Source organism: Pantoea sp. X-Soil-TKNS-1279 (genome assembly GCF_059730565.1).
Genome location: NZ_AP035948.1, coordinates 2,271,226 through 2,290,462 on the forward strand (window position 1 = coordinate 2,271,226; position 19,237 = coordinate 2,290,462).

The window sequence follows — 19,237 nt, forward strand, 5'->3', positions numbered from 1 at the left end:
AAATGCTGAACATCTCGTTCAAATTTTTTGGCTGGCAAACGTTTGGCAGTCTACATTATGGTTACACGTTAACCTGGCGAGACGGAGAAGCGCGATGTTTGGTGGAATTAACCAACTGTTTACCCGGATGTGTGATCACCCGGATTTCGCTAAGCTGCTGCTCCGCCTGACATTTGGCGGTTTGCTGCTGTTCCACGGTGAATTTAAAGTGGTCCACGGAGTGGCATGGATCGAACACCTGCTCACCGTCAGAGGCATGCCCGGTTTCATCGCTTACGGTGCTTACATCGGGGAAATTTTGGCACCCATTATGATGATTGTTGGCTTAATGACGCGCCCTGCGGCCTTCATTATTGTGATCAACATGATTGTCGCCACGCTATTGGTAAAAATGGGGGTTGTCTGGCATCTGACGGATGTCGGTGCATGGTCCCTGGAGACGGAAGCCCTTTACACGCTAGGCGCACTCGCCATTATGTTTTTGGGTGCCGGGAAGTATACGCTGGTGCGCAATCCGCGCCTGCAATAATGAAAAAAACCGCCGGTCTGCCTGACGCAGACCGGCTTTTTTTATCTTATGCCAGACCACAACGCGCCAGGCTGCGCTGTTGCTGCTGTTGATATAACACCATTTCATCCTGCACAGCCGCACCGAGCGCCGTTTCAAACGCCGCCTTGCTGGCATGACCGGCACTGCGGACGTGCGCCTCATCACCCAGGTTGGACTGAAAAATCCCCGCAGCGCTGACCGGCAAAAAATCTTCATAGGTGATCGGTTCCGCCAGCAAGCGCCCTTCTGCCATCAACTGTTCCATACTCTCTTCGGCTCCGGGCGGTGACTGAATCCCTTTTTCCGTCAGCCGATAGCTGAACCACGCCAGCTGTTCGCGGCGCAGGCTGACTTCATCATCGGGAAAGGCGCGAAACACCTCCGCCAGATGCTGCTGATGTTGCTGGTTGTCCTTACCGGTACCCGCTTCCGCCAGCAGTTTGTCGTACAGGGCGCGACCTTTCGGCGTTAACGCCACGCCACGTTGTTCGATTTCACCAAAGCGGGCGGTGTGCGTACCCTGAAAACCATCGCGAAAATGCACCGGTTCCTCCAGCGCTTTAAAGCTGGTCTGACGCAGCAGGATCGGCACCTGACGTTGTGGTGGACCTTCAATCAGGGTTTTGGGATCGATACCGCGTGTCGGCATCAGCGTCTGCACCCGGTCAATGTCCAGGGTGCGGGGCGTCAGGTGGTTGATATGACAGCCGCGGAAGCAGACAACGTCGGCTATCAAACGGTGTTGATGGCTGAGCGCCAGATAGGTGGCGCTGTCGACCGTGGTATCGGCGTGCCAGCGGAAGGTTTCCAGCGCCTCTTTGACAAACTGCGCCGCATCCGCCGCGTTAAGACCACCCTGCTGCTGATGTTGGGCGATTAACGCCCGGCAACGTGGCGTGAAGATGTCGCGCGCCGCCAGAATGTCGGCGGCTTTTGCACGCAACGCCTCATCATTGATCAACTCCAGCCGCAGCAACGAGGTAAATACCCGGAACGGATTACGTCGCAGCGCGTTGTCACTGACCGGACGAAACGCGGTGGAATGCACCGGAACACCGGCCTGCGACAGGTCGTAATAACCCACCGGATACATCCCCATCACCGCAAACATCTGGCGCAACATGCTTAACTCTGCTGCGGTGCCCACGCGAATCGCGCCGTGGCGCTCCACACTCAGGCGGCTCAGTTCATCCGCCGCCGCCAGACGGTTTTTCAGATCAGGATTGGCTTCCAGCACGCGTTCATTCACGGCGCTGACCAGTTGGGTCAGCACACCGTACTGCGGCACTTCCTGCTGGTACATCGCCGACATGGCCTGGGAAAACAGCGTGCGGATGGCATCGCTGGTGAGGAAATTGTCCATGGTCATCACCTTGTGCTACGGGGGTGATGCTAATGTAGATCAACCCTTTAGCGCCGGGTAACAATTTCCTCGAAGTGTGATCGCGCTGTCACTCGTCGGCGGCTCGCGGGTCACCAAAGCGACATTTCAGCAACAGCATCACGGTGGTCAGCAGCGCCGGTAGCGCCAGCATCAGGAAGATATGGCTGAATGACCAGCCGAGGGAAAGCAGTTCCGCGCCGATAAAGGCACTGAGGATCGCCCCGACCCGCCCCACGCCATGCATCCAACTGGAACCCGTGGCGCGTGCATGCGTGGGATAATAGCTGGCGGATAACGCATTCATCCCGGTGTTGGCACCGTTAAAACAAAAACCGCTACAAAAAGCGATGGCGCTCATCAGGTCGACCCGCGCCGGAGAGAAACCCATCGCGACAATGGCGATGCCGCCACAGAAGTAGATCACCGCCAGCGCCAGATTCGCGTTAACACGGTCCATCAGCCAACCGGTAAACAGCGAGCCGAGGGTGCCGCCCGCCTGATACATCGCGGTGATGATCGCGGCTGCGGTCACTGACATGCCAAGGGTATGGACCAGCGACGGTAACCAGCTACCGACCAGGTAGACCAGAAACAGCGCCATGAAGTAGCCGCCCCATAGCATCAGGCTGCCAAACAAATAACGGCGTGAGAGGACGGTGGCAATTGCGCCAGCACGCACGGTGGTGGGTTCAACGCTGTGGAAATGGCTGTTGGCCTGCACCGCGCCCGGCATCATGCGGTCGAGAATGGCGTGGATACGTGCCGCCGGGGCCTGACGACTGATGAGAAAACGTACCGACTCCGGCAGGCCGCGCAGCAGAAAAGGCAACACCACCAGCGGCAGCAAGCCACCCAATAACATCACCGAATGCCAGTCATAACGGGGCAGGAGCCAGGAAGCGGCAAAACCACCGGAGGCCGCGCCAAAGGTAAACCCGCAGAACACCACGGTAATAATGAAGGAGCGGCGGCGTTCCGGCGCATATTCCGCCACCAGAGTGCCGACATTCGGCATCGCCGCGCCTAATCCCAGCCCGGTGAGAAAACGAAACAGCATCATTTGTTCGATGTTCTGCGCCATCGCTGTGGCCAACGTCCACAAGCCAAAGAACAGGACGCTAAGCAGGATCATCATGCGGCGACCATAGCGATCCGCCAGCGGCCCGGCGAACACCGCGCCCAGCGCCAGCCCAATCAATGCCGCACTGATCACCATGCCCAGTTGATGATTGCTGACACCCCAGGCCGCGCGCAGCGTCGGCGCGATAAATCCCATCAGCGCAATGTCCATGCCATCCAGCGCCACAACAAGGAAGCAGAGCGCAATTAAGCGCTTTTGCCAGCGACTCAGCGTGTTCTGATTAATCAGCTGGCGTACATCTACTGCTTCAACGCTGGTCACGGCCGAACTCCTGCTTTTAAACATCAGTTTTGGTAAAAAAAACGGCGCTTATGATAGCGCATTGTTAATAATAACGGGCAGTATTTTTGGATGTAACTGAGAATTATTCAGGCTTAGCCATCTTAAGCATCTGAAACTTAAGAAGCTGATAACGACTCAACCAGATGAATATTCGGGATTTATTGTGATAACAGCAGCTTATGCGTTTGCCGTATCGCAAGCTAAAATTGTTAATATAATTTTGCAGGTAAGTTAACAGAATTTCGTTTTGCCAGTTGCCTGCAACCCGGAAATCTCATTAAGTGTGAGGTTATGGACAAAAATATCCTTTTCAATCAGCGCATTCGCTTGCGCCATTTACATACCTTTGTTGCCGTCGCGCAACAAGGCACGCTGGGTCGGGCAGCAGAAACGCTGAACCTGAGCCAGCCTGCACTCTCGAAAACCCTTAATGAGCTGGAGGAACTGGCTGGAGCACGTTTATTTGAACGCGGTCGTCTCGGCGCCCAACTGACCACCCTGGGCGAACAATTCCTGACCCACGCGATTAAGGTGCTGGATGCCCTGAATCATGCAGGACAAAGCTTTAACTCACCGTTACCCGGACGCCCGATGGTCATCCGCCTCGGCGCGCTGACCACCGCCGCAATGGGTATGCTGCCGCAAATTTTAGATCGCTTTCACCAGCAGCAACCCAACACCACGGTACAGGTGGCGACGCTGCATAATAATGTGTTGTTAGCAGGCCTGCGGGCTGGCGAATTTGATATCGGTATTGGCCGTATGGCCGACAGTGAAATGATGGCGGGCCTGACTTACGAGTTGTTGTTTCTTGAATCGTTAAAGCTGGTGGTACGCCCGGAGCATCCGCTGTTAAGTGACAACGTCACGCTATCGCGCGCGATGCAGTGGCCCGTGGTGATCTCCCCGGAGGGCACGGCCCCACGTCGTATCGCGCAACAAATGCTGGATGAACAAGATTGTTCACTCCCCGCCAACTGCGTGGAAACCTCCTCAACGTCCCTGGCACGCCAACTGGCGTTACGCTACGACTATGTCTGGTTTGTGCCTTCCGGGGCGGTTAAAGAGGATTTAAATCATAATGCGTTGTGCGCCCTGCCCATCTCGTCAGCCGGGCCTGGCGAGCCGGTCGGTATTATCACTCGTACCGGCAATACCCTGAGCCTGAGCGCAGAGGTATTGATGGCCACCATCCGTAAGTTCCACAGCTAACGGCTGCGCTTGGCGTGCCGTTCGCGGTTATCCAGGCGGGCCTGTTCGGTTTTACGCAAGCCAACATACAGCGCCCCGGCCCCGCCGTGGTGGGGTTGCGCGACGCAGAAGGTTTGCACCTCATCAAATTGTGTCAGCCAGCGCGCCACATAGCTGCGCACGATATTGGCATGTGACTCGTCATCACGTCCCTTGCCGTGGATGATCAACAAATTACGCAACCCCTGCTTGCGCCCCTGCATCATAAAGCTGAACAACGACTGACGGCAGGTTTCAACCGGCTGGCGTAGCAGATTCAGGCTGGCGTCCAGCGGATATTTCCCTGACCGCAATTTGTCCAGCACCCCCTGCTGGATCCCATCGGCTTTGTACTCCAGCGGCGTCGCTAACGGAATGATCTCCAGAAAACCCCGCGTTAAAAAGTTCTCTTCTGCATCATTGCGTTGCAGCGCGCGCGGCGCTTTTGTCGAGGGATCGCGCAACCACTGGGTGTTGGCGCAATCTTTCAACGGGGTTACGTCACCCATGGCATCCCGGAAAAGGTCATCATCATCGAGGTTCATGCTCTTCTCCCACAGTACAATTTTGCGATGCAAGCTTAGCAAATGCTTTCTGGCATCACATCTGTCACTTTTCGCGCTAAATATCCGCGCGTTTTGCGCACCCGGTGTCAACAAAACGTTCCAGATCAATATTCCCGTTGTAGAAATTATCCGCAAATAGCGGAGTTAGCGCTGATCAACTATTTTTGCACCAGCCACACTTTTTTTGAGGATTATTACAGCTCGGATGAGTGCCCTTTGCATGAAAAAATGTTAAAATTGACGGCAGTCAATAATCATCGAGCGTACATATTATGATCCCGGAAAAACGCAGCATTCGACGTATTCAGTCTGGCGGTTGTGCCATCCATTGCCAGGATTGCAGTATCAGCCAGTTGTGTATTCCCTTCACGCTGAACGAACACGAACTGGATCAGCTGGATAATATTATCGAACGCAAAAAGCCAATTCAAAAAGGCCAGACGTTGTTCAAAGCCGGTGATGAATTGAAATCGTTGTATGCCATTCGCTCGGGCACCATCAAAAGCTACACCATCACCGAACAGGGTGACGAGCAAATTACGGGTTTCCATCTGGCAGGTGATTTGGTCGGTTTTGACGCCATTGTTAGCGCCCATCATCCCAGCTTTGCGCAAGCGCTGGAAACCGCGATGGTGTGCGAAATCCCGTTCGAAACCCTGGATGACCTCTCCGGTAAAATGCCCGCACTGCGTCAGCAGATGATGCGTCTGATGAGTGGTGAGATCAAAGGCGACCAGGACATGATTCTGTTGCTGTCCAAGAAGAATGCTGAGGAGCGTCTCGCCGCCTTTATCTGGAACCTGTCGCGCCGTTTTGGTCAACGTGGCTTCTCCCAACGCGAGTTCCGCTTAACCATGACGCGTGGCGATATTGGTAACTATCTGGGACTAACCGTAGAAACCATCAGCCGTTTACTCGGTCGTTTCCAGAAAAGTGGCATGCTGGCGGTAAAAGGCAAATATATCACTATCGAAAACCACTCAATGCTGGCAGAACTTGCTGGTCAGACTGAGCAAGCCGCCTGATATTCAGCCGGATCAATAATTGTTATTTTATTGATCCGGCAACAACTTTTTCCTTTCAGCACTGTCATAACTTAGGCTATCTTTAACCCAACTTGCTTTGGTTTTGAGGAGATTGCCCTATGTCCCGGTACCAAAATATTCTGGTCGCGATTGACGCACAACAGGATGATCAACCCGCGCTGCGGCGTGCGGTTTATCTCAATCAACGTATCGGCGGAAAAATCAAAGCTTTCCTGCCTATCTATGATTTCTCCTACGAAATGACCACCCTGCTGTCGCCGGATGAGCGCGCCAATATGCGTAAAGGCGTGATCAGCCAGCGTACCGAATGGATCCGCGAGCAGGCCCACGCTTATCTGGAGGCGGGCGTTGATATTGAAATTAAGGTTATCTGGCACAACCGTCCGTACGAAGCGATTATTCATGAGGTGATGACCCATCATCACGATTTGGTGCTGAAGATGGCGCATCAGCACGATCGGCTGGAAGCGGTAATTTTTACCCCCACCGACTGGCACCTGCTGCGTAAATGCCCTTGCCCGGTATGGATGGTAAAAGATCAGCCGTGGCCGGAAGGCGGTAAAGCGCTGGTGGCGGTGAACCTCGCCAGCGAAGAACCCCATCATGATGCCCTCAATCAAAAGTTGATTCGCGAAACCACCCAGTTAGCCGAAATGGTCAACCATACCGAAGTGCATCTGGTCGGTGCTTACCCGATTACCCCAATCAATATTGCTATCGAACTGCCGGATTTTGACCCCAGCGTGTATAACGACGCCATTCGCGGTCAGCATCTGGTGGCGATGAAAGCGCTGCGGCAGAAGTTTTCGATTAGCGAAGAATTTACCCACGTCGCGAAAGGTTTACCGGAAGAAGTCATCCCGGATATCGCCAGCCATCTTAGTGCTGGTATTGTGGTGCTTGGCACCATCGGTCGCACCGGGTTGTCGGCGGCGTTCCTGGGAAATACAGCGGAACAGGTGATTGATCATCTGCGCTGCGATCTGTTGGCCATCAAACCTGATGACTTTAAATCGCCGATCGAGCTTGATGATGATGACGAAGAGGATGATGACGACTAACGTGCTGTGCTCGCTGGCAGAAAAAGCCGCGCGATAAATCGCGCGGCTACAGATAATGAAGGGCGACGGTATGTCGCCCTTTTTGTTTTATAACGCGCGCAGAATGCCTTCTACGCTGGCCTTCGCATCACCAAACAACATCTGGGTGTTGTCTTTGAAGAACAGTGGGTTCTGCACCCCGGCGTAGCCGGTATTCATGGACCGCTTAAACACGATAACGTTCTGCGCTTTCCACACTTCCAGGACCGGCATACCCGCAATCGGGCTGCGCGGATCTTCCTGCGCGGCCGGGTTGACGGTGTCGTTCGCGCCGATAACCAGTACGGTGTCGGTATCGCTGAAATCATCGTTGATTTCATCCATCTCCAGCACCACGTCGTACGGTACTTTCGCTTCCGCCAACAGCACGTTCATATGGCCAGGCAGACGCCCTGCCACCGGGTGGATACCGAAACGTACCTTGATGCCGCGCGCGCGCAGTTTCTCGGTGATTTCCGCCACCGGATACTGCGCCTGCGCCACTGCCATGCCGTAGCCTGGGGTGATGATCACCGAAGATGACGCTTTCAGCAGTTCAGCGGTTTCTTCTGCGTTGATTTCGCGGTGTTCACCGGCTTCTTCGCTTTCACCACCGACGCTGGTGTCAGTACCAAAACCACCGGCAATCACGCTAATAAAGGAACGGTTCATCGCCTTACACATGATGTACGACAGGATGGCACCGCTCGACCCCACTAACGCACCGGTGACGATCAGCAGATCGTTGCTCAGCATAAAACCGGCGGCTGCGGCTGCCCAGCCTGAGTAGGAGTTCAGCATCGACACCACGACCGGCATATCGGCACCACCGATAGAAGCCACCAGATGCCAGCCAAACGCCAGCGCAATCACGGTCATCAGCAACAGCGCGAACACCTGTGCGCCGGTACTTTCGGTACGAACAAACCACACCAGCAGCAGGAACGATACCACCAACGCCAGCAGGTTAAGCTTATGACGATGCGGCAGCATCAGCGGGCGAGATGAAATCTTACCGCGCAGCTTACCAAAGGCGACAACCGAACCGGTGAAGGTCACCGCACCGATAAAGATACCGAGGAACACTTCGGTCAGATGGATATTTTCCATCACCGCCGACAGACCCGGTGCGTGGTCGAGGTAGCTGTTGAAGCCCACCAGTACCGCCGCCAGACCCACGAAGCTGTGCAGAATCGCCACCAGCTCCGGCATCTCGGTCATCTCGACTTTCTTCGCCAGACGTACGCCAATCGCACCACCGATCACCATCGCCAGCAGGATCCACGCAACGTTGCCGCTGTTGGGGCCAAAGATCGTCGCGAGCAGCGCAATCGCCATCCCGCTCATACCAAAAATGTTACCCTGCTTTGACGTCTCGTGTTTCGAGAGACCTGCAAGGCTGAAAATAAACAGAATCGCGGCAACAATGTATGCTGCAGTGACTAATCCGCCAGACATGTTGTTACCCCTTAATTCTTACGAAACATTTTCAGCATGCGCTGGGTGACGGTAAAGCCACCAAAGATGTTGATACTGGCGATCAGCACCGCGATAAACGCCAGCAGCGTAACCCAACCACCGTGGCCCATCTGCAACACCGCACCAACCACGATAATGCCGGAAATCGCATTGGTGACCGACATCAACGGCGTGTGCAGCGCGTGGCTGACGTTCCACACCACGTAGTAACCCACCACGCAGGAGAGCGCAAACACGGTAAAGTGCGACAGGAACTCCGGTGGCGCTACATTCGCCAGGCAGGCGAACAACACCACGGCCAGCGCCAGCAGCACCAACTTACGCCACGGTGACGCCGGTTTCTGCTCGACTTTCTCTTTCGGCGCGACGGCAGCCGGTGCCGCTTTTGGCGCAGCAGAGACCTGAATCGGCGGAGCCGGCCATGTGACTTCGCCTTCACGGATGACGGTGACACCGCGAATCACCACGTCTTCGAAATCAACGGTGATTTGACCGTCTTTCTCTTTACACAGCAGCTTCAGCAGGTTCACCAGGTTGGTGCCGTACAACTGGGATGACTGGGTCGGCAGACGGCTTGGCAGATCGGTATAACCGATGATCTTCACGCCGTTTTCGGTCAGTGTGACCTGATCCGCCACGGTCAGCTCGCAGTTACCGCCGGTTTGTGCAGCGAGATCGACGATCACGCTACCCGGTTTCATGCTGGCGACCATCTCTTTGGTGATCAGTTTCGGTGCCGGACGGCCAGGGATCAGGGCGGTGGTGACAATGATGTCGACCTCTTTCGCCTGATTAGCAAACAGCTCCATCTCTGCCTTAATAAAGGCTTCTGACATCACTTTAGCGTAACCGTCGCCGCTGCCCGCTTCTTCCTCGAAGTCCAGCTCAAGGAACTCGGCGCCCATACTCTGCACCTGTTCCTTCACTTCCGGACGGGTATCAAAGGCACGCACGATAGCGCCAAGACTGCCCGCCGCACCGATCGCAGCCAGACCCGCCACGCCTGCACCAATCACCATCACTTTGGCGGGCGGCACTTTACCTGCGGCGGTGATCTGTCCGGTAAAGAAGCGGCCAAATTCGTGGGCGGCTTCAACGATAGCGCGATAGCCCGCAATATTCGCCATGGAGCTGAGCGCATCCAGTGCCTGAGCACGCGAAATACGCGGTACTGAATCCATTGCCATTACGGTCACGTTACGTGCCGCGAGTTTCTCCAGCAACGCCGGGTTCTGCGCAGGCCAGATAAAGCTCACCAGCGTGCTACCTGCACGCGTCAGGGCAATCTCGTCATCATCAGGTGCATTCACTTTCAGCACGATATCAGACTGCCACACCGCGTCGGTGTTGCTGATGGTCGCGCCTGCGGCAACAAAACTGTCATCATCGAAGCTGGCCCGAATACCTGCGCCCTGCTCGATGGTTACGCTGAATCCCAGCTTGATCAGTTGCTCAACGGTTTTCGGCGTGGCAGCCACGCGCGATTCGTTGGCTAACCGCTCTTTGGGTATCCCAATTAACATACTGTTTCCTTTCATCGGTTAAAGGATGAGGGTCTGTAAGCGGCACAAGCTCATGCAACTGAAACAATGTTTCAGCTACTTATGAGCGAAATGCGCAATGTAACAAAGTCTTTATAACCTACTGAAAATATGAATAGCGATCCACAGCGATAATGCATACTTATGACATTCACACAAATATTCAGAAGCAAAGATTGATTGCCGCGTTTTGCCACTAGATTTCGGCCATAATAAAAAATTATATGCTAAGCAAAATCGTGTCACGGCGAATTAAGTGTTATTAAAAACCTTTATTTAACAACACTTTAACTATTGCGGCACTAAGTGTTACCAGATTTAGTGGTAACGCGCACAAAAAAACGCCATAGCAGATAGTGATGACAACCAAATGAATAATTCGGGATGATTGTCAATTCAGGCCGCATAAATTGGCTGAGACAGGCTGATTATTACATGCAATAATCAGCGGCTAATCTGTTATACATCAAGAGTCCAGCACGTTTTCGTACTCATTTTTGCGTAAGGCGAAGGATCATTTTTATGAAGCTGAAGAACACCATTCTGGCGTCCACCTTGTTATCTCTGCTGGCAGCCAATGCGTTTGCTGCGCAGGAACTGACGCCGGAAAAAGCGGCCGCGTTGAAGCCATTCGAACGTATTAATATCACCGGCCGTTTCAACGCCATTGGCGACGCTGCTGACGCTGTCTCAAAACGTGCAGACGAACTGGGCGCAGCCTCTTTTTATATTCAGGGTATCAATGATGCCACCGGTAACAGTGGTAACTGGCGTGTGACGGCTGACCTGTATCATGCCGATGCCCCAGAAGCGTCCAAAACGACTGAATACCTGACCTACAACGGCGTTAAAGCGCTGCCGAAAGCGGAAGCCTACCGTCTGGAACCGTTCGATACCGTTTCCGTCAACGGCTTCTTCTCCAGCCAGCCGGACGTCAACGATGCCATTTCAAAAGCGGCCAAAGAGAAAGGTGCGGCTTCCTTCTTTATTATTCGTCAGATTGACGCCAACAACGGTGGCAACCAGTACGTGACGGCCTACGTCTACAAGGCCGATGCCAAAGAACGTAAGGTACAAAGCCCGAACCTGATTCCGGCCGATTCTGAAGCCGGTAAAGCTGCACTGGCAGCCGGTGGCGCAGAAGCGAAGAAAGTGGAGATCCCGGGTGTTGCTTCATCAGAAACGCCAAGCAACAGTGTAGGTCGTTTCTTTGAAACCCAATCCTCCACCGGCCAGCGCTATACCGTCACCCTGCCAAACGGCACCAAAATTCAGGAAGTGAATGCCATCACGGCGGCACAAATGCAGCCGTTTGATACCGTGACCTTTACCGGCCACTTCGGTTCACCGACTGAGATCTCTGAAGAAGTGGCAAAACGCGCCGCGGATAAAGGGGCGAAGTTCTACCATGTCACCCGTCAGTGGCAGAACCAGAGCGGCGGTAACCTGACCGTCACGGCTGATCTGTTCAAGTAATTTCCCCACAGGGCGACACCCGTCGCCCTGCTATTTGCATAAATGCTGAGCATCTCTGCATCATCATGCATTGCCTTCCCGTGTTGCACTCCGTAGAATCTGCCGCCTGATTTTCAGGGCATTCCGTGTTAATGACGGCAATTCGTCGCATTAATCTCCAGCGGAATCGTTTTTACCCAGCAGACTCTGCTGTTCAGGAATGGCGTTTTGGATAAAAAATTAGGTCTTAGCGCGCTCACCGCGCTGGTGCTCAGTTCAATGCTCGGCGCAGGGGTATTTAGCCTGCCACAAAATATGGCCGCAGTTGCCGGTCCTGCGGCATTGCTGATTGGTTGGTTAATCACTGGCGTCGGAATTCTGTTGCTCTCACTGGCGATGCTGTTTCTGACGCGTCTGCAACCGGAGCTGGATGGCGGCATCTTCGCCTATGCGCGTGCCGGATTTGGCGAGTTGATGGGCTTCTGCTCGGCGTGGGGCTACTGGCTGTGCGCAGTGATAGCCAACGTCTCCTATCTGGTGATTGTCTTTTCCGCCCTGAGTTTTTTCACTGACAGTCCGGGTCATGTGGTCTTTGGTGACGGTAACACCTGGCAGGCGATGCTCGGTGCATCGGTGCTGTTGTGGCTGGTCCACGCCCTGGTGCTGCGCGGGGTGCAGACGGCAGCCAGCATCAATCTGTTGGCAACTCTGGGTAAACTGGTGCCGTTGCTGCTGTTTGTGGTGCTGGCCGTGCTGGCGTTTAACCTCGACCGTTTCCGTCTCGATTTCACTGGCGTTGCCCTGGGCAAACCGCTGTGGGAACAAGTGAAGCAGACCATGCTGATTACCTTGTGGGTATTTATCGGCGTGGAAGGTGCAGTGGTGGTGTCAGCTCGCGCCCGCCATAAGAAAGATGTCGGACGCGCCACCCTGCTGGCAGTGCTGGCGGCGCTGCTGGTTTATCTGCTGGTAACGTTGCTGTCGCTTGGCGTGGTGCCGCGTGCCGAACTGGCGCAGATGCGCAATCCCTCGATGGCGGGCTTAATGCAGCATCTGATCGGCCACTGGGGTGACGCGGTGATTGCCATCGGGTTGATTATCTCGGTGTGCGGCGCTTATCTGAGCTGGACCATTATGGCAGCCGAAGTGCCGTTCCTCGCGGCGCAGCAAGGGGCCTTCCCGCGCAGCATCGCCCGCCAGAATCGCCACAACGCGCCTGCGGCATCGCTATGGCTCACCAACGCTAGCGTTCAGGTCTGTCTGATTCTGATTGCCGTCACCGGCGCCGATTACAATACCTTGCTGACCATCGCGTCCGAGATGATCCTCGTGCCCTATCTGCTGGTTGGCCTATACCTGATCAAGGTCGTACGCGGCCAGCAGAAACCGTTATTGATGCTGACCGGCATCGGTGCCAGCCTGTATGGCATCTGGCTGCTGTACGCCTCTGGTCCACTGCATCTGCTGCTTTCGGTGGTGCTGTACGCGCCGGGCGTGTTGCTGTTTCTCTATGCGCGCCGTGGCGGGCGTGCCAGCAACGCGCTGTCACAGCTGGAACGTATCGCGATTATGATGTTGATGGCCGCGTCTCTGCCCGCCGTGTGGCAGCTGGCGAATTAATGCGGCTTGCCGGGAATGGTGACACACAGCAGGTCGCCCTGCTGTGTCAGGTTGAGCGGCTTACGGTATTCATGATGAATAGCGTCAAGCTGCTCCGCCGACAGCGGATAAGGTAACTGGATATCAAAGCGGCTGATGTGCTGCTGTTCAGCAAGGGTAATCAGGCGAGCAATGTTAATCTCGTCACTGACCTGGGTTGAAATGATTTGTAATGCTAATTCTTTCAGATGGTCATCGCTGGCCTGTAAACTGTGCGCTGATTTACGGGTGACCATGCCGAAAATTGGCAACACTCCATAGATAGCATCGACGAAGCTCCAGCGTTTTTTACACGAGGCGGAAAGGAAATCACTGTAATTGAAGCAGATGCGGTCACTGTATCCGGCTGAAGCCAGCTCTTTATCAGACACCCTCGCACTCCTCCTGTTTTTCATTACGGTTCCGAACCTTGCGCTACAACGCGTCGGTAATAATGGCACATTTCACCGTGCGGATACCAGAGAGCAAAGGATATTTCGTGCTGTAGCATAGAGCTGAAAGGCCGAAAAAGCTATGCTGCTGTCCATACTCACCAGTCGCAGTGGATTATGAACAAGATTGTATATGTGGAAGATGAACCGGAAGTCGGCGAACTGATTGCCGCCTACCTTGGGCGTCATGATATTGACGTGATCGTGGAAACGCGCGGCGATCGCGCTGAAGCCACCATTGCCGCTGCGGATCCTGACCTGGTGATGCTGGATATCATGTTACCAGGGAAAGACGGTATGACCCTGTGTCGCGACTTACGCGCCAGCTGGCAAGGACCGATTGTGTTGCTGACCTCGCTGGATAGCGATATGAACCACATTCTGGCGCTGGAAATGGGTGCCAACGACTATATTCTCAAAACCACCCCACCCGCTGTGCTGCTGGCACGTCTGCGTCTTCATTTACGCCAGGCGCACATCGGCCAGCCGGAGATCACACCGGCGGTCCAAAGCTCGCAAAAAGTGTTGCGCTTTGGGTCGCTGACCATCGATGCGCTGAATCGTCAGGTCACGCTGTTTGAAGAAAACATCACCCTGTCGACCGCTGATTTCGATCTGCTGTGGGAGCTGGCGAACCACGCCGGACAGATCCTCAATCGCGATGCGCTGTTACAAACCCTGCGTGGCGTCAGCTATGACGGGATGGATCGCAGCATTGATGTGGCAATTTCGCGCCTGCGCAAAAAATTGTACGACAGCGCAACCGAGCCGTTTCGCATCAAAACCATCCGTAACAAAGGTTATCTGTTCGCGCCGCAGGCCTGGGATACCCGAACCGCATGAGAAAGCTCTTTATCCAGTTCTATCTGCTGCTGTTTGTCTGTTTTCTGGTGATGACCCTGCTGGTTGGGCTGGTGTACAAATTCACGGCCGAACGCGCCGGACGCCAGTCGATGAACGATTTGATGGCCAGCTCACTGTTTCTGATGCGCAGCGAGTTGCGCGAGATCCCGCCGCATGACTGGAACAAAACCATTCGTAGCCTCGATCTCAACCTCTCGTTTGACCTGCACATCGAGCCAATGAGTAAATATGAACTTGATGAGCTGAATATGAAGCGGTTGCGCGCGGGGGAAATCGTCGCGCTCGACGATCAATACACCTTCCTGCAACACATCCCGCGCAGCCACTATGTGTTGTCGGTCGGCCCGATCCCTTATCTGTTTTATCTGCACCAGATGCGCCTGCTGGATATCGCGTTGCTGGCGTTTATCGGCATGTCGCTGGCATTGCCGGTGTTTATCTGGATGCGCCCGCACTGGAAAGAGATGCTGAGGCTGGAAAAAGCCGCGCAGCGCTTCGGCCGCGGCGAGCTGGACGTACGTACCCATTTCGACAGCACCTCCAGCCTGTTCCGCCTCGGCGTGGCTTTCAACCAGATGGCTGATAACATCAACACGCTGGTCGCCAGCAAAAAGCAGCTGATTGACGGCATCGCCCACGAATTACGCACCCCGCTGGTACGCCTGCGTTACCGCCTGGAGATGAGCGAAAACCTCAGCGAAAGCGAATCTGCCGCGCTTAATCGTGACATCGGACAGCTGGAGAGTCTAATTGAAGAGTTGCTCACCTATGCACGTCTCGACCGCCCTCGGGTCGACCTGAGCCTGAAATCGTTCGATCTTGCCGAATGGCTGCGGCTGCATATTGAAGATGTACAGGCGATCAATCCACAGGCGCAAATCGATCTCGACATTCCGCAACGTGAAAACTACGGCGTTGCCGACACCCGTTTGATGGAACGCGTACTGGATAACCTGGTCAACAATGCGCTGCGCTACGCCCAGTCACGGTTGCGTGTCAGCCTGTGGTTTGACGGCAGCGTTGGTTGTTTGCAGGTGGAGGATGATGGCCCCGGCATCCCGCAGGAAGAACGCGAACGCGTGTTTGAACCCTTTGTACGACTCGATCCCAGCCGCGATCGCGCCACCGGGGGTTGTGGTCTGGGGCTGGCGATTGTCCACTCCATCGCGCTGGCGTTGCAGGGCAACGTCACCATTGAAAGCAGCCCGCTGGGCGGAGCCAGCGTTCGCTTTTGCTGGCCGGTTGACTTACCGTTGCGGGAAATCCCCTCGCGCTTAACTTAACAAGGAGTTTGCCTGTGTCCTCAGCTTATCAGGAACTTAGCCGCACTTTTCTGCGCCTGTCTCGTTTTGGTCATTTAGGTGCCATTGCTGGCGTAGATATGCAAACCGCCATGCCAGCCGGAGGCAGCCGTGCCCGGGGCGAAGCGATGGCGGAACTGAGCGTGTTTATGCACGAACTGCTGACCGATAAACGCCTTGGTGGCCTGTTCGCGGCGGCGCAGCAGGAGTCGCTCAACGATGTTGAGCAGGCAAACCTGACGGAAATGCAGCGTGCCTGGCAGCAGGCTACCCTGCTGCCCGCCTCGTTGGTGGAAGCCAAGTCTCTCGCGGGATCACGCTGCGAACATGCCTGGCGTACCCAGCGTCCGGCAAACGACTGGCAAGGTTTCTCCGCCAATCTGAAGGAAGTGGTGAAATTAAGCCGCGAAGAAGCGCAACTTCGCGCCGATGCGTCAGGTATCTCGCGCTACGATGCCCTGCTGGATGTGTTCGAACCGGGGATGACCAGCGCCCAACTCGACCAGACGTTTGGTGATTTAAAAAGCTGGCTGCCGGATCTGCTGCAAAAGGTGGTGGCAAAGCAACAGCATCAGACCACCCTCGCCCCGGTTGGTCCCTTTGCCATTGAGGCACAAAAGCAGCTCGGCCTGAGCCTGATGGCGACGCTGGGCTTCGATTTTAATCATGGCCGCCTCGACGTCAGCGCTCACCCGTTTTGTGGCGGGGTACCCGAAGATGTCCGTATCACTACGCGCTACAACGAGAATGACTTCCTCAGCGCCATGATGGGGGTGATCCACGAAACCGGTCATGCCCGTTATGAGCAAAACCTGCCGCAGCAGTGGCGCGGCCAGCCGGTCGCGCTTGCACGATCCACGGCGATGCATGAATCGCAGAGCCTGTTTATGGAGATGCAACTTGGACGCAGCCGCGAGTTTCTCCAGCATATCCAGCCGCAGGTTATTGCCCTGATGGGTGATCAACCTGCCCTGAGCAGTGAAAACTTTATTCGTCTGACCCAACGCGTGAAACCTGGTTTCATTCGCGTCGATGCTGATGAACTGAGCTATCCGGCACATGTCATCCTGCGTTACGAAATCGAACGCGCATTGATTGAAGGCGAAATTGAAGTTGATGACATTCCGGCGCTGTGGGACGAAAAAATGCAGCAGTCGCTGGGTATCGACACCCGTGGTAATTACCGCGACGGTTGCATGCAGGATATTCACTGGACAGACGGTGCCTTTGGCTACTTCCCGACTTACACCCTGGGCGCAATGTATGCCGCTCAGCTGTTCCAGGCGGTTAAACGCGCGCTGCCACAGATTAGCGAGCTGATTCAGCACGGCGAGCTGCAACCGGTGTTTGACTGGCTGCAACAAAACATCTGGCAACACGGCAGTCGTTTCCCCACCCAACAGTTACTGGTGAACGCCACCGGAGAAACCTTAAATCCGGCCTATTTCCGTCAGCATCTTGAACAACGTTACCTGACTGATTAAACTGCGCGGCGTTTTCGTAGCGGCGCGATTCATCGCGCCTTTTTCGCCGTATAAAAACCCGCGCGATAAATCACGTCGCTACCTTTGTACATTCCGTTACACGCCGATACCAATCCCTCACGGAAAGAACTGTTGCGATTACATATAGTCATTTCACCGGCCCCGCAGTGGGCTACACATGAAAAAATAGTTCGAGGAATTTGCAATGAAAAAATTATTTGCGCTGGTGATCGCCGCTGCTATGGGTCTGTCTTCTGTAGCTTTCGCAGCTGAAACCACTGCTACTCCGGCTCCGGCTGCTGCTGCAACCACTACTGCTGCACCGGTTAAGCACAAAGCAACTACGCACAAACACAAGAAAGCCGCTGCTCAGAAAGCTCAGGCTGCCAAGAAGCACAAAAAAGTAGCTAAGAAAGCCCCGGCTGCACAGAAAGCTCAGGCTGCTAAAAAGCACCACAAAAAAGCAACCAAACCAGCTGCACAGAAAGCCCAGGCTGCTAAAAAGCACCACAAAAAAGCAACCAAACCGGCTGCACAGAAAGCCCAGGCTGCTAAAAAGCACCACAAAAAAGTAACTAAACCTGCTGCACAGAAAGCTCAGGCTGCTAAAAAGCACCACAAAAAAGCGACCAAAAAAGCCGCTAAATAAGGTTGCCTTCGCGCGCCCGACCTTGCATTAATGATTGAAAACACCCGGTTCTGCCGGGTGTTTGTTTACTGGAGTAGCGGAATATGGTGCGTCGCTATCGCTTCGAAATCATTTTGATTGTGGTGATCCTGTGCGGCATTGTCGCAGCCAGTTTTTTTATTTAGTCGTTGTAGCGTGCTGATTATTCCAATATTTCTCCCTTTTTTACCGCTCTCCGACTATAGTTATCGCTCAAGCGTGATGACAAAAACCTCTACTTATTCTCGCCATTGAGAGAACTATGCGCCTGGCTATCCTGTTATTTGTTGGTATTTTCAGCTTTAACCTCGCAGCACATGCCGATGATGAAGACGGGCCAAGCCCTGATGACATCAAAACCCTGTTCTTTGGCAAGGATCACCGCAAAGCGATCAGCGATGTCAGCGCTGCCCCCTGGGACGCCATTGGTCAACTGGAGACCGAAAGTGGCAACCTGTGCACCGCGACGCTGATCTCTGCCCATCTGGCGCTCACCGCCGGTCATTGCCTGCTCACCCCGCCCGGTAAGTTCGACAAACCGGTGGCGTTGCGCTTTATGGCAGGCAGCAAAGGCTGGCGTTATGAAATCCATGATATCGACGCCCGCGTCGAACCGTCGCTGGCGCGTAAGTTAAAAGCCGATGGTGAAGGCTGGATCGTCCCGCCTGACGCCGCCCCTTATGATTACGGTTTGGTGATTCTGCACAATCCACCCTCGGCGATTACCCCGATTCCCTTGTTTGATGGATCACGCGGCGATTTAACCGATGCGTTAAAAGCCACCGGTCGTAAAGTGACACAGGCGGGTTACCCGGAAGATCATCTGGATACGCTGTATTCACACAGCGATTGCCTGGTGACTGGCTGGGCGCAACGCGCGGTGCTATCGCATCAATGCGATACCCTGCCCGGCGACAGCGGTTCACCGTTGTTGCTGAAGAAAGATGATGGCTGGCAGCTGATTGCGGTACAAAGCTCGGCACCTGCCCCGGCCGATCGTTATCGTGCGGATAACCGTGCGATTGCCGTCACCTCGTTCCGGGACAAGCTGGAAGCATTAGCACAATAGCACTGTGCT

Annotated in this window: 18 protein-coding genes; 12 read left to right on the plus strand and 6 right to left on the minus strand. The window is 54.7% G+C overall.

Features of this window, described 5'->3' with window-relative positions; all coding sequences use genetic code 11:
- The first annotated feature begins 94 nt into the window (after positions 1-94).
- Complete coding sequence (locus tag AC6I8N_RS10755; RefSeq protein WP_021183165.1) at positions 95-529, plus strand: DoxX family protein; 435 nt, start codon at positions 95-97, stop codon at positions 527-529.
- 46 nt (positions 530-575) lie between these two features.
- Here the strand turns inward: AC6I8N_RS10755 and hglS are convergent, their stop codons facing one another.
- The gene (gene hglS / locus AC6I8N_RS10760; RefSeq protein WP_497829033.1) at positions 576-1,913 is read right to left on the minus strand and encodes a 2-oxoadipate dioxygenase/decarboxylase HglS; all 1,338 of its coding nucleotides are present in this window, start codon (positions 1,911-1,913) and stop codon (positions 576-578) included.
- An 88-nt stretch (positions 1,914-2,001) separates the two neighbouring features.
- On the minus strand, positions 2,002-3,336 hold the full coding sequence (locus AC6I8N_RS10765; protein WP_497829034.1) for an MFS transporter: 1,335 nt from the start codon (positions 3,334-3,336) through the stop codon (positions 2,002-2,004).
- A 312-nt stretch (positions 3,337-3,648) separates the two neighbouring features.
- On the opposite strand from AC6I8N_RS10765, the gene AC6I8N_RS10770 reads away from it, so the two are divergent.
- A complete protein-coding gene (locus AC6I8N_RS10770; RefSeq protein WP_021183162.1) occupies positions 3,649-4,569 on the plus strand; it encodes a LysR substrate-binding domain-containing protein in 921 nt (306 codons plus the stop codon).
- On the opposite strand, the gene smrA is transcribed toward AC6I8N_RS10770, so the two are convergent.
- Positions 4,566-5,132 carry a DNA endonuclease SmrA gene (gene smrA, locus AC6I8N_RS10775; RefSeq protein ID WP_497829035.1) on the minus strand — a complete coding sequence of 189 codons (567 nt, stop codon included), beginning with the start codon at positions 5,130-5,132 and terminating at the stop codon, positions 4,566-4,568. The two genes, AC6I8N_RS10770 and smrA, sit on opposite strands and share 4 nt — an antisense overlap.
- 293 nt (positions 5,133-5,425) lie before the next feature.
- Here smrA and fnr point away from each other — a divergent pair, with 293 nt between their 5' ends.
- Together fnr and uspE are read left to right on the plus strand one after the other, a co-directional pair.
- On the plus strand, positions 5,426-6,178 hold the full coding sequence (fnr, locus tag AC6I8N_RS10780; RefSeq protein WP_021183160.1) for a fumarate/nitrate reduction transcriptional regulator Fnr: 753 nt from the start codon (positions 5,426-5,428) through the stop codon (positions 6,176-6,178).
- A gap of 119 nt (positions 6,179-6,297) precedes the next feature.
- Positions 6,298-7,260: a universal stress protein UspE gene (gene uspE, locus AC6I8N_RS10785; RefSeq protein ID WP_021183159.1), complete on the plus strand. Its 963-nt coding sequence runs from the start codon at positions 6,298-6,300 to the stop codon at positions 7,258-7,260.
- An 87-nt stretch (positions 7,261-7,347) separates the two neighbouring features.
- On the opposite strand, the gene pntB is transcribed toward uspE, so the two are convergent.
- Together pntB and pntA are read right to left on the minus strand one after the other, a co-directional pair.
- On the minus strand, positions 7,348-8,736 hold the full coding sequence (gene pntB / locus AC6I8N_RS10790; RefSeq protein WP_497829036.1) for a Re/Si-specific NAD(P)(+) transhydrogenase subunit beta: 1,389 nt from the start codon (positions 8,734-8,736) through the stop codon (positions 7,348-7,350).
- Between the two features lie 11 nt (positions 8,737-8,747).
- On the minus strand, positions 8,748-10,280 hold the full coding sequence (gene pntA, locus AC6I8N_RS10795) for a Re/Si-specific NAD(P)(+) transhydrogenase subunit alpha (protein WP_415173717.1): 1,533 nt from the start codon (positions 10,278-10,280) through the stop codon (positions 8,748-8,750).
- A gap of 540 nt (positions 10,281-10,820) precedes the next feature.
- Between pntA and ydgH the strand changes: the two genes are divergently transcribed.
- Both ydgH and AC6I8N_RS10805 read left to right on the plus strand, forming a co-directional pair.
- Positions 10,821-11,774: a DUF1471 family protein YdgH gene (gene ydgH / locus AC6I8N_RS10800; protein WP_021183156.1), complete on the plus strand. Its 954-nt coding sequence runs from the start codon at positions 10,821-10,823 to the stop codon at positions 11,772-11,774.
- 207 nt (positions 11,775-11,981) lie between these two features.
- Positions 11,982-13,373 carry a basic amino acid/polyamine antiporter gene (locus AC6I8N_RS10805; protein WP_021183155.1) on the plus strand — a complete coding sequence of 464 codons (1,392 nt, stop codon included), beginning with the start codon at positions 11,982-11,984 and terminating at the stop codon, positions 13,371-13,373.
- Here AC6I8N_RS10805 and AC6I8N_RS10810 read toward each other — a convergent pair.
- The gene (locus AC6I8N_RS10810) at positions 13,370-13,783 is read right to left on the minus strand and encodes a hypothetical protein (RefSeq protein ID WP_021183154.1); all 414 of its coding nucleotides are present in this window, start codon (positions 13,781-13,783) and stop codon (positions 13,370-13,372) included. The genes AC6I8N_RS10805 and AC6I8N_RS10810 overlap by 4 nt on opposite strands.
- 177 nt (positions 13,784-13,960) lie before the next feature.
- On the opposite strand from AC6I8N_RS10810, the gene rstA reads away from it, so the two are divergent.
- The 6 genes from rstA (at position 13,961) to AC6I8N_RS10840 (ending at position 19,228) form a co-directional block, all read left to right on the plus strand.
- Positions 13,961-14,686 (plus strand): two-component system response regulator RstA, encoded by a 726-nt coding sequence (rstA, locus tag AC6I8N_RS10815; protein ID WP_497829037.1) that lies wholly within the window; start codon positions 13,961-13,963, stop codon positions 14,684-14,686.
- On the plus strand, positions 14,683-15,990 hold the full coding sequence (gene rstB / locus AC6I8N_RS10820; RefSeq protein ID WP_021183152.1) for a two-component system sensor histidine kinase RstB: 1,308 nt from the start codon (positions 14,683-14,685) through the stop codon (positions 15,988-15,990). The genes rstA and rstB overlap by 4 nt, the downstream gene beginning before the upstream one ends.
- Before the next feature lie 14 nt (positions 15,991-16,004).
- Positions 16,005-17,492: a carboxypeptidase M32 gene (locus tag AC6I8N_RS10825; RefSeq protein WP_497829038.1), complete on the plus strand. Its 1,488-nt coding sequence runs from the start codon at positions 16,005-16,007 to the stop codon at positions 17,490-17,492.
- A gap of 205 nt (positions 17,493-17,697) precedes the next feature.
- Positions 17,698-18,141, plus strand: coding sequence for an acid resistance repetitive basic protein Asr (gene asr / locus AC6I8N_RS10830; protein WP_021183150.1), 444 nt, complete (start codon positions 17,698-17,700; stop codon positions 18,139-18,141).
- Positions 18,142-18,224: 83 nt separating this feature from the next.
- The gene (gene ydgU / locus AC6I8N_RS10835) at positions 18,225-18,305 is read left to right on the plus strand and encodes a small membrane protein YdgU (RefSeq protein WP_462982560.1); all 81 of its coding nucleotides are present in this window, start codon (positions 18,225-18,227) and stop codon (positions 18,303-18,305) included.
- Between the two features lie 116 nt (positions 18,306-18,421).
- A complete protein-coding gene (locus AC6I8N_RS10840) occupies positions 18,422-19,228 on the plus strand; it encodes a trypsin-like serine peptidase (protein ID WP_021183149.1) in 807 nt (268 codons plus the stop codon).
- The last annotated feature ends 9 nt before the right edge of the window (positions 19,229-19,237 follow it).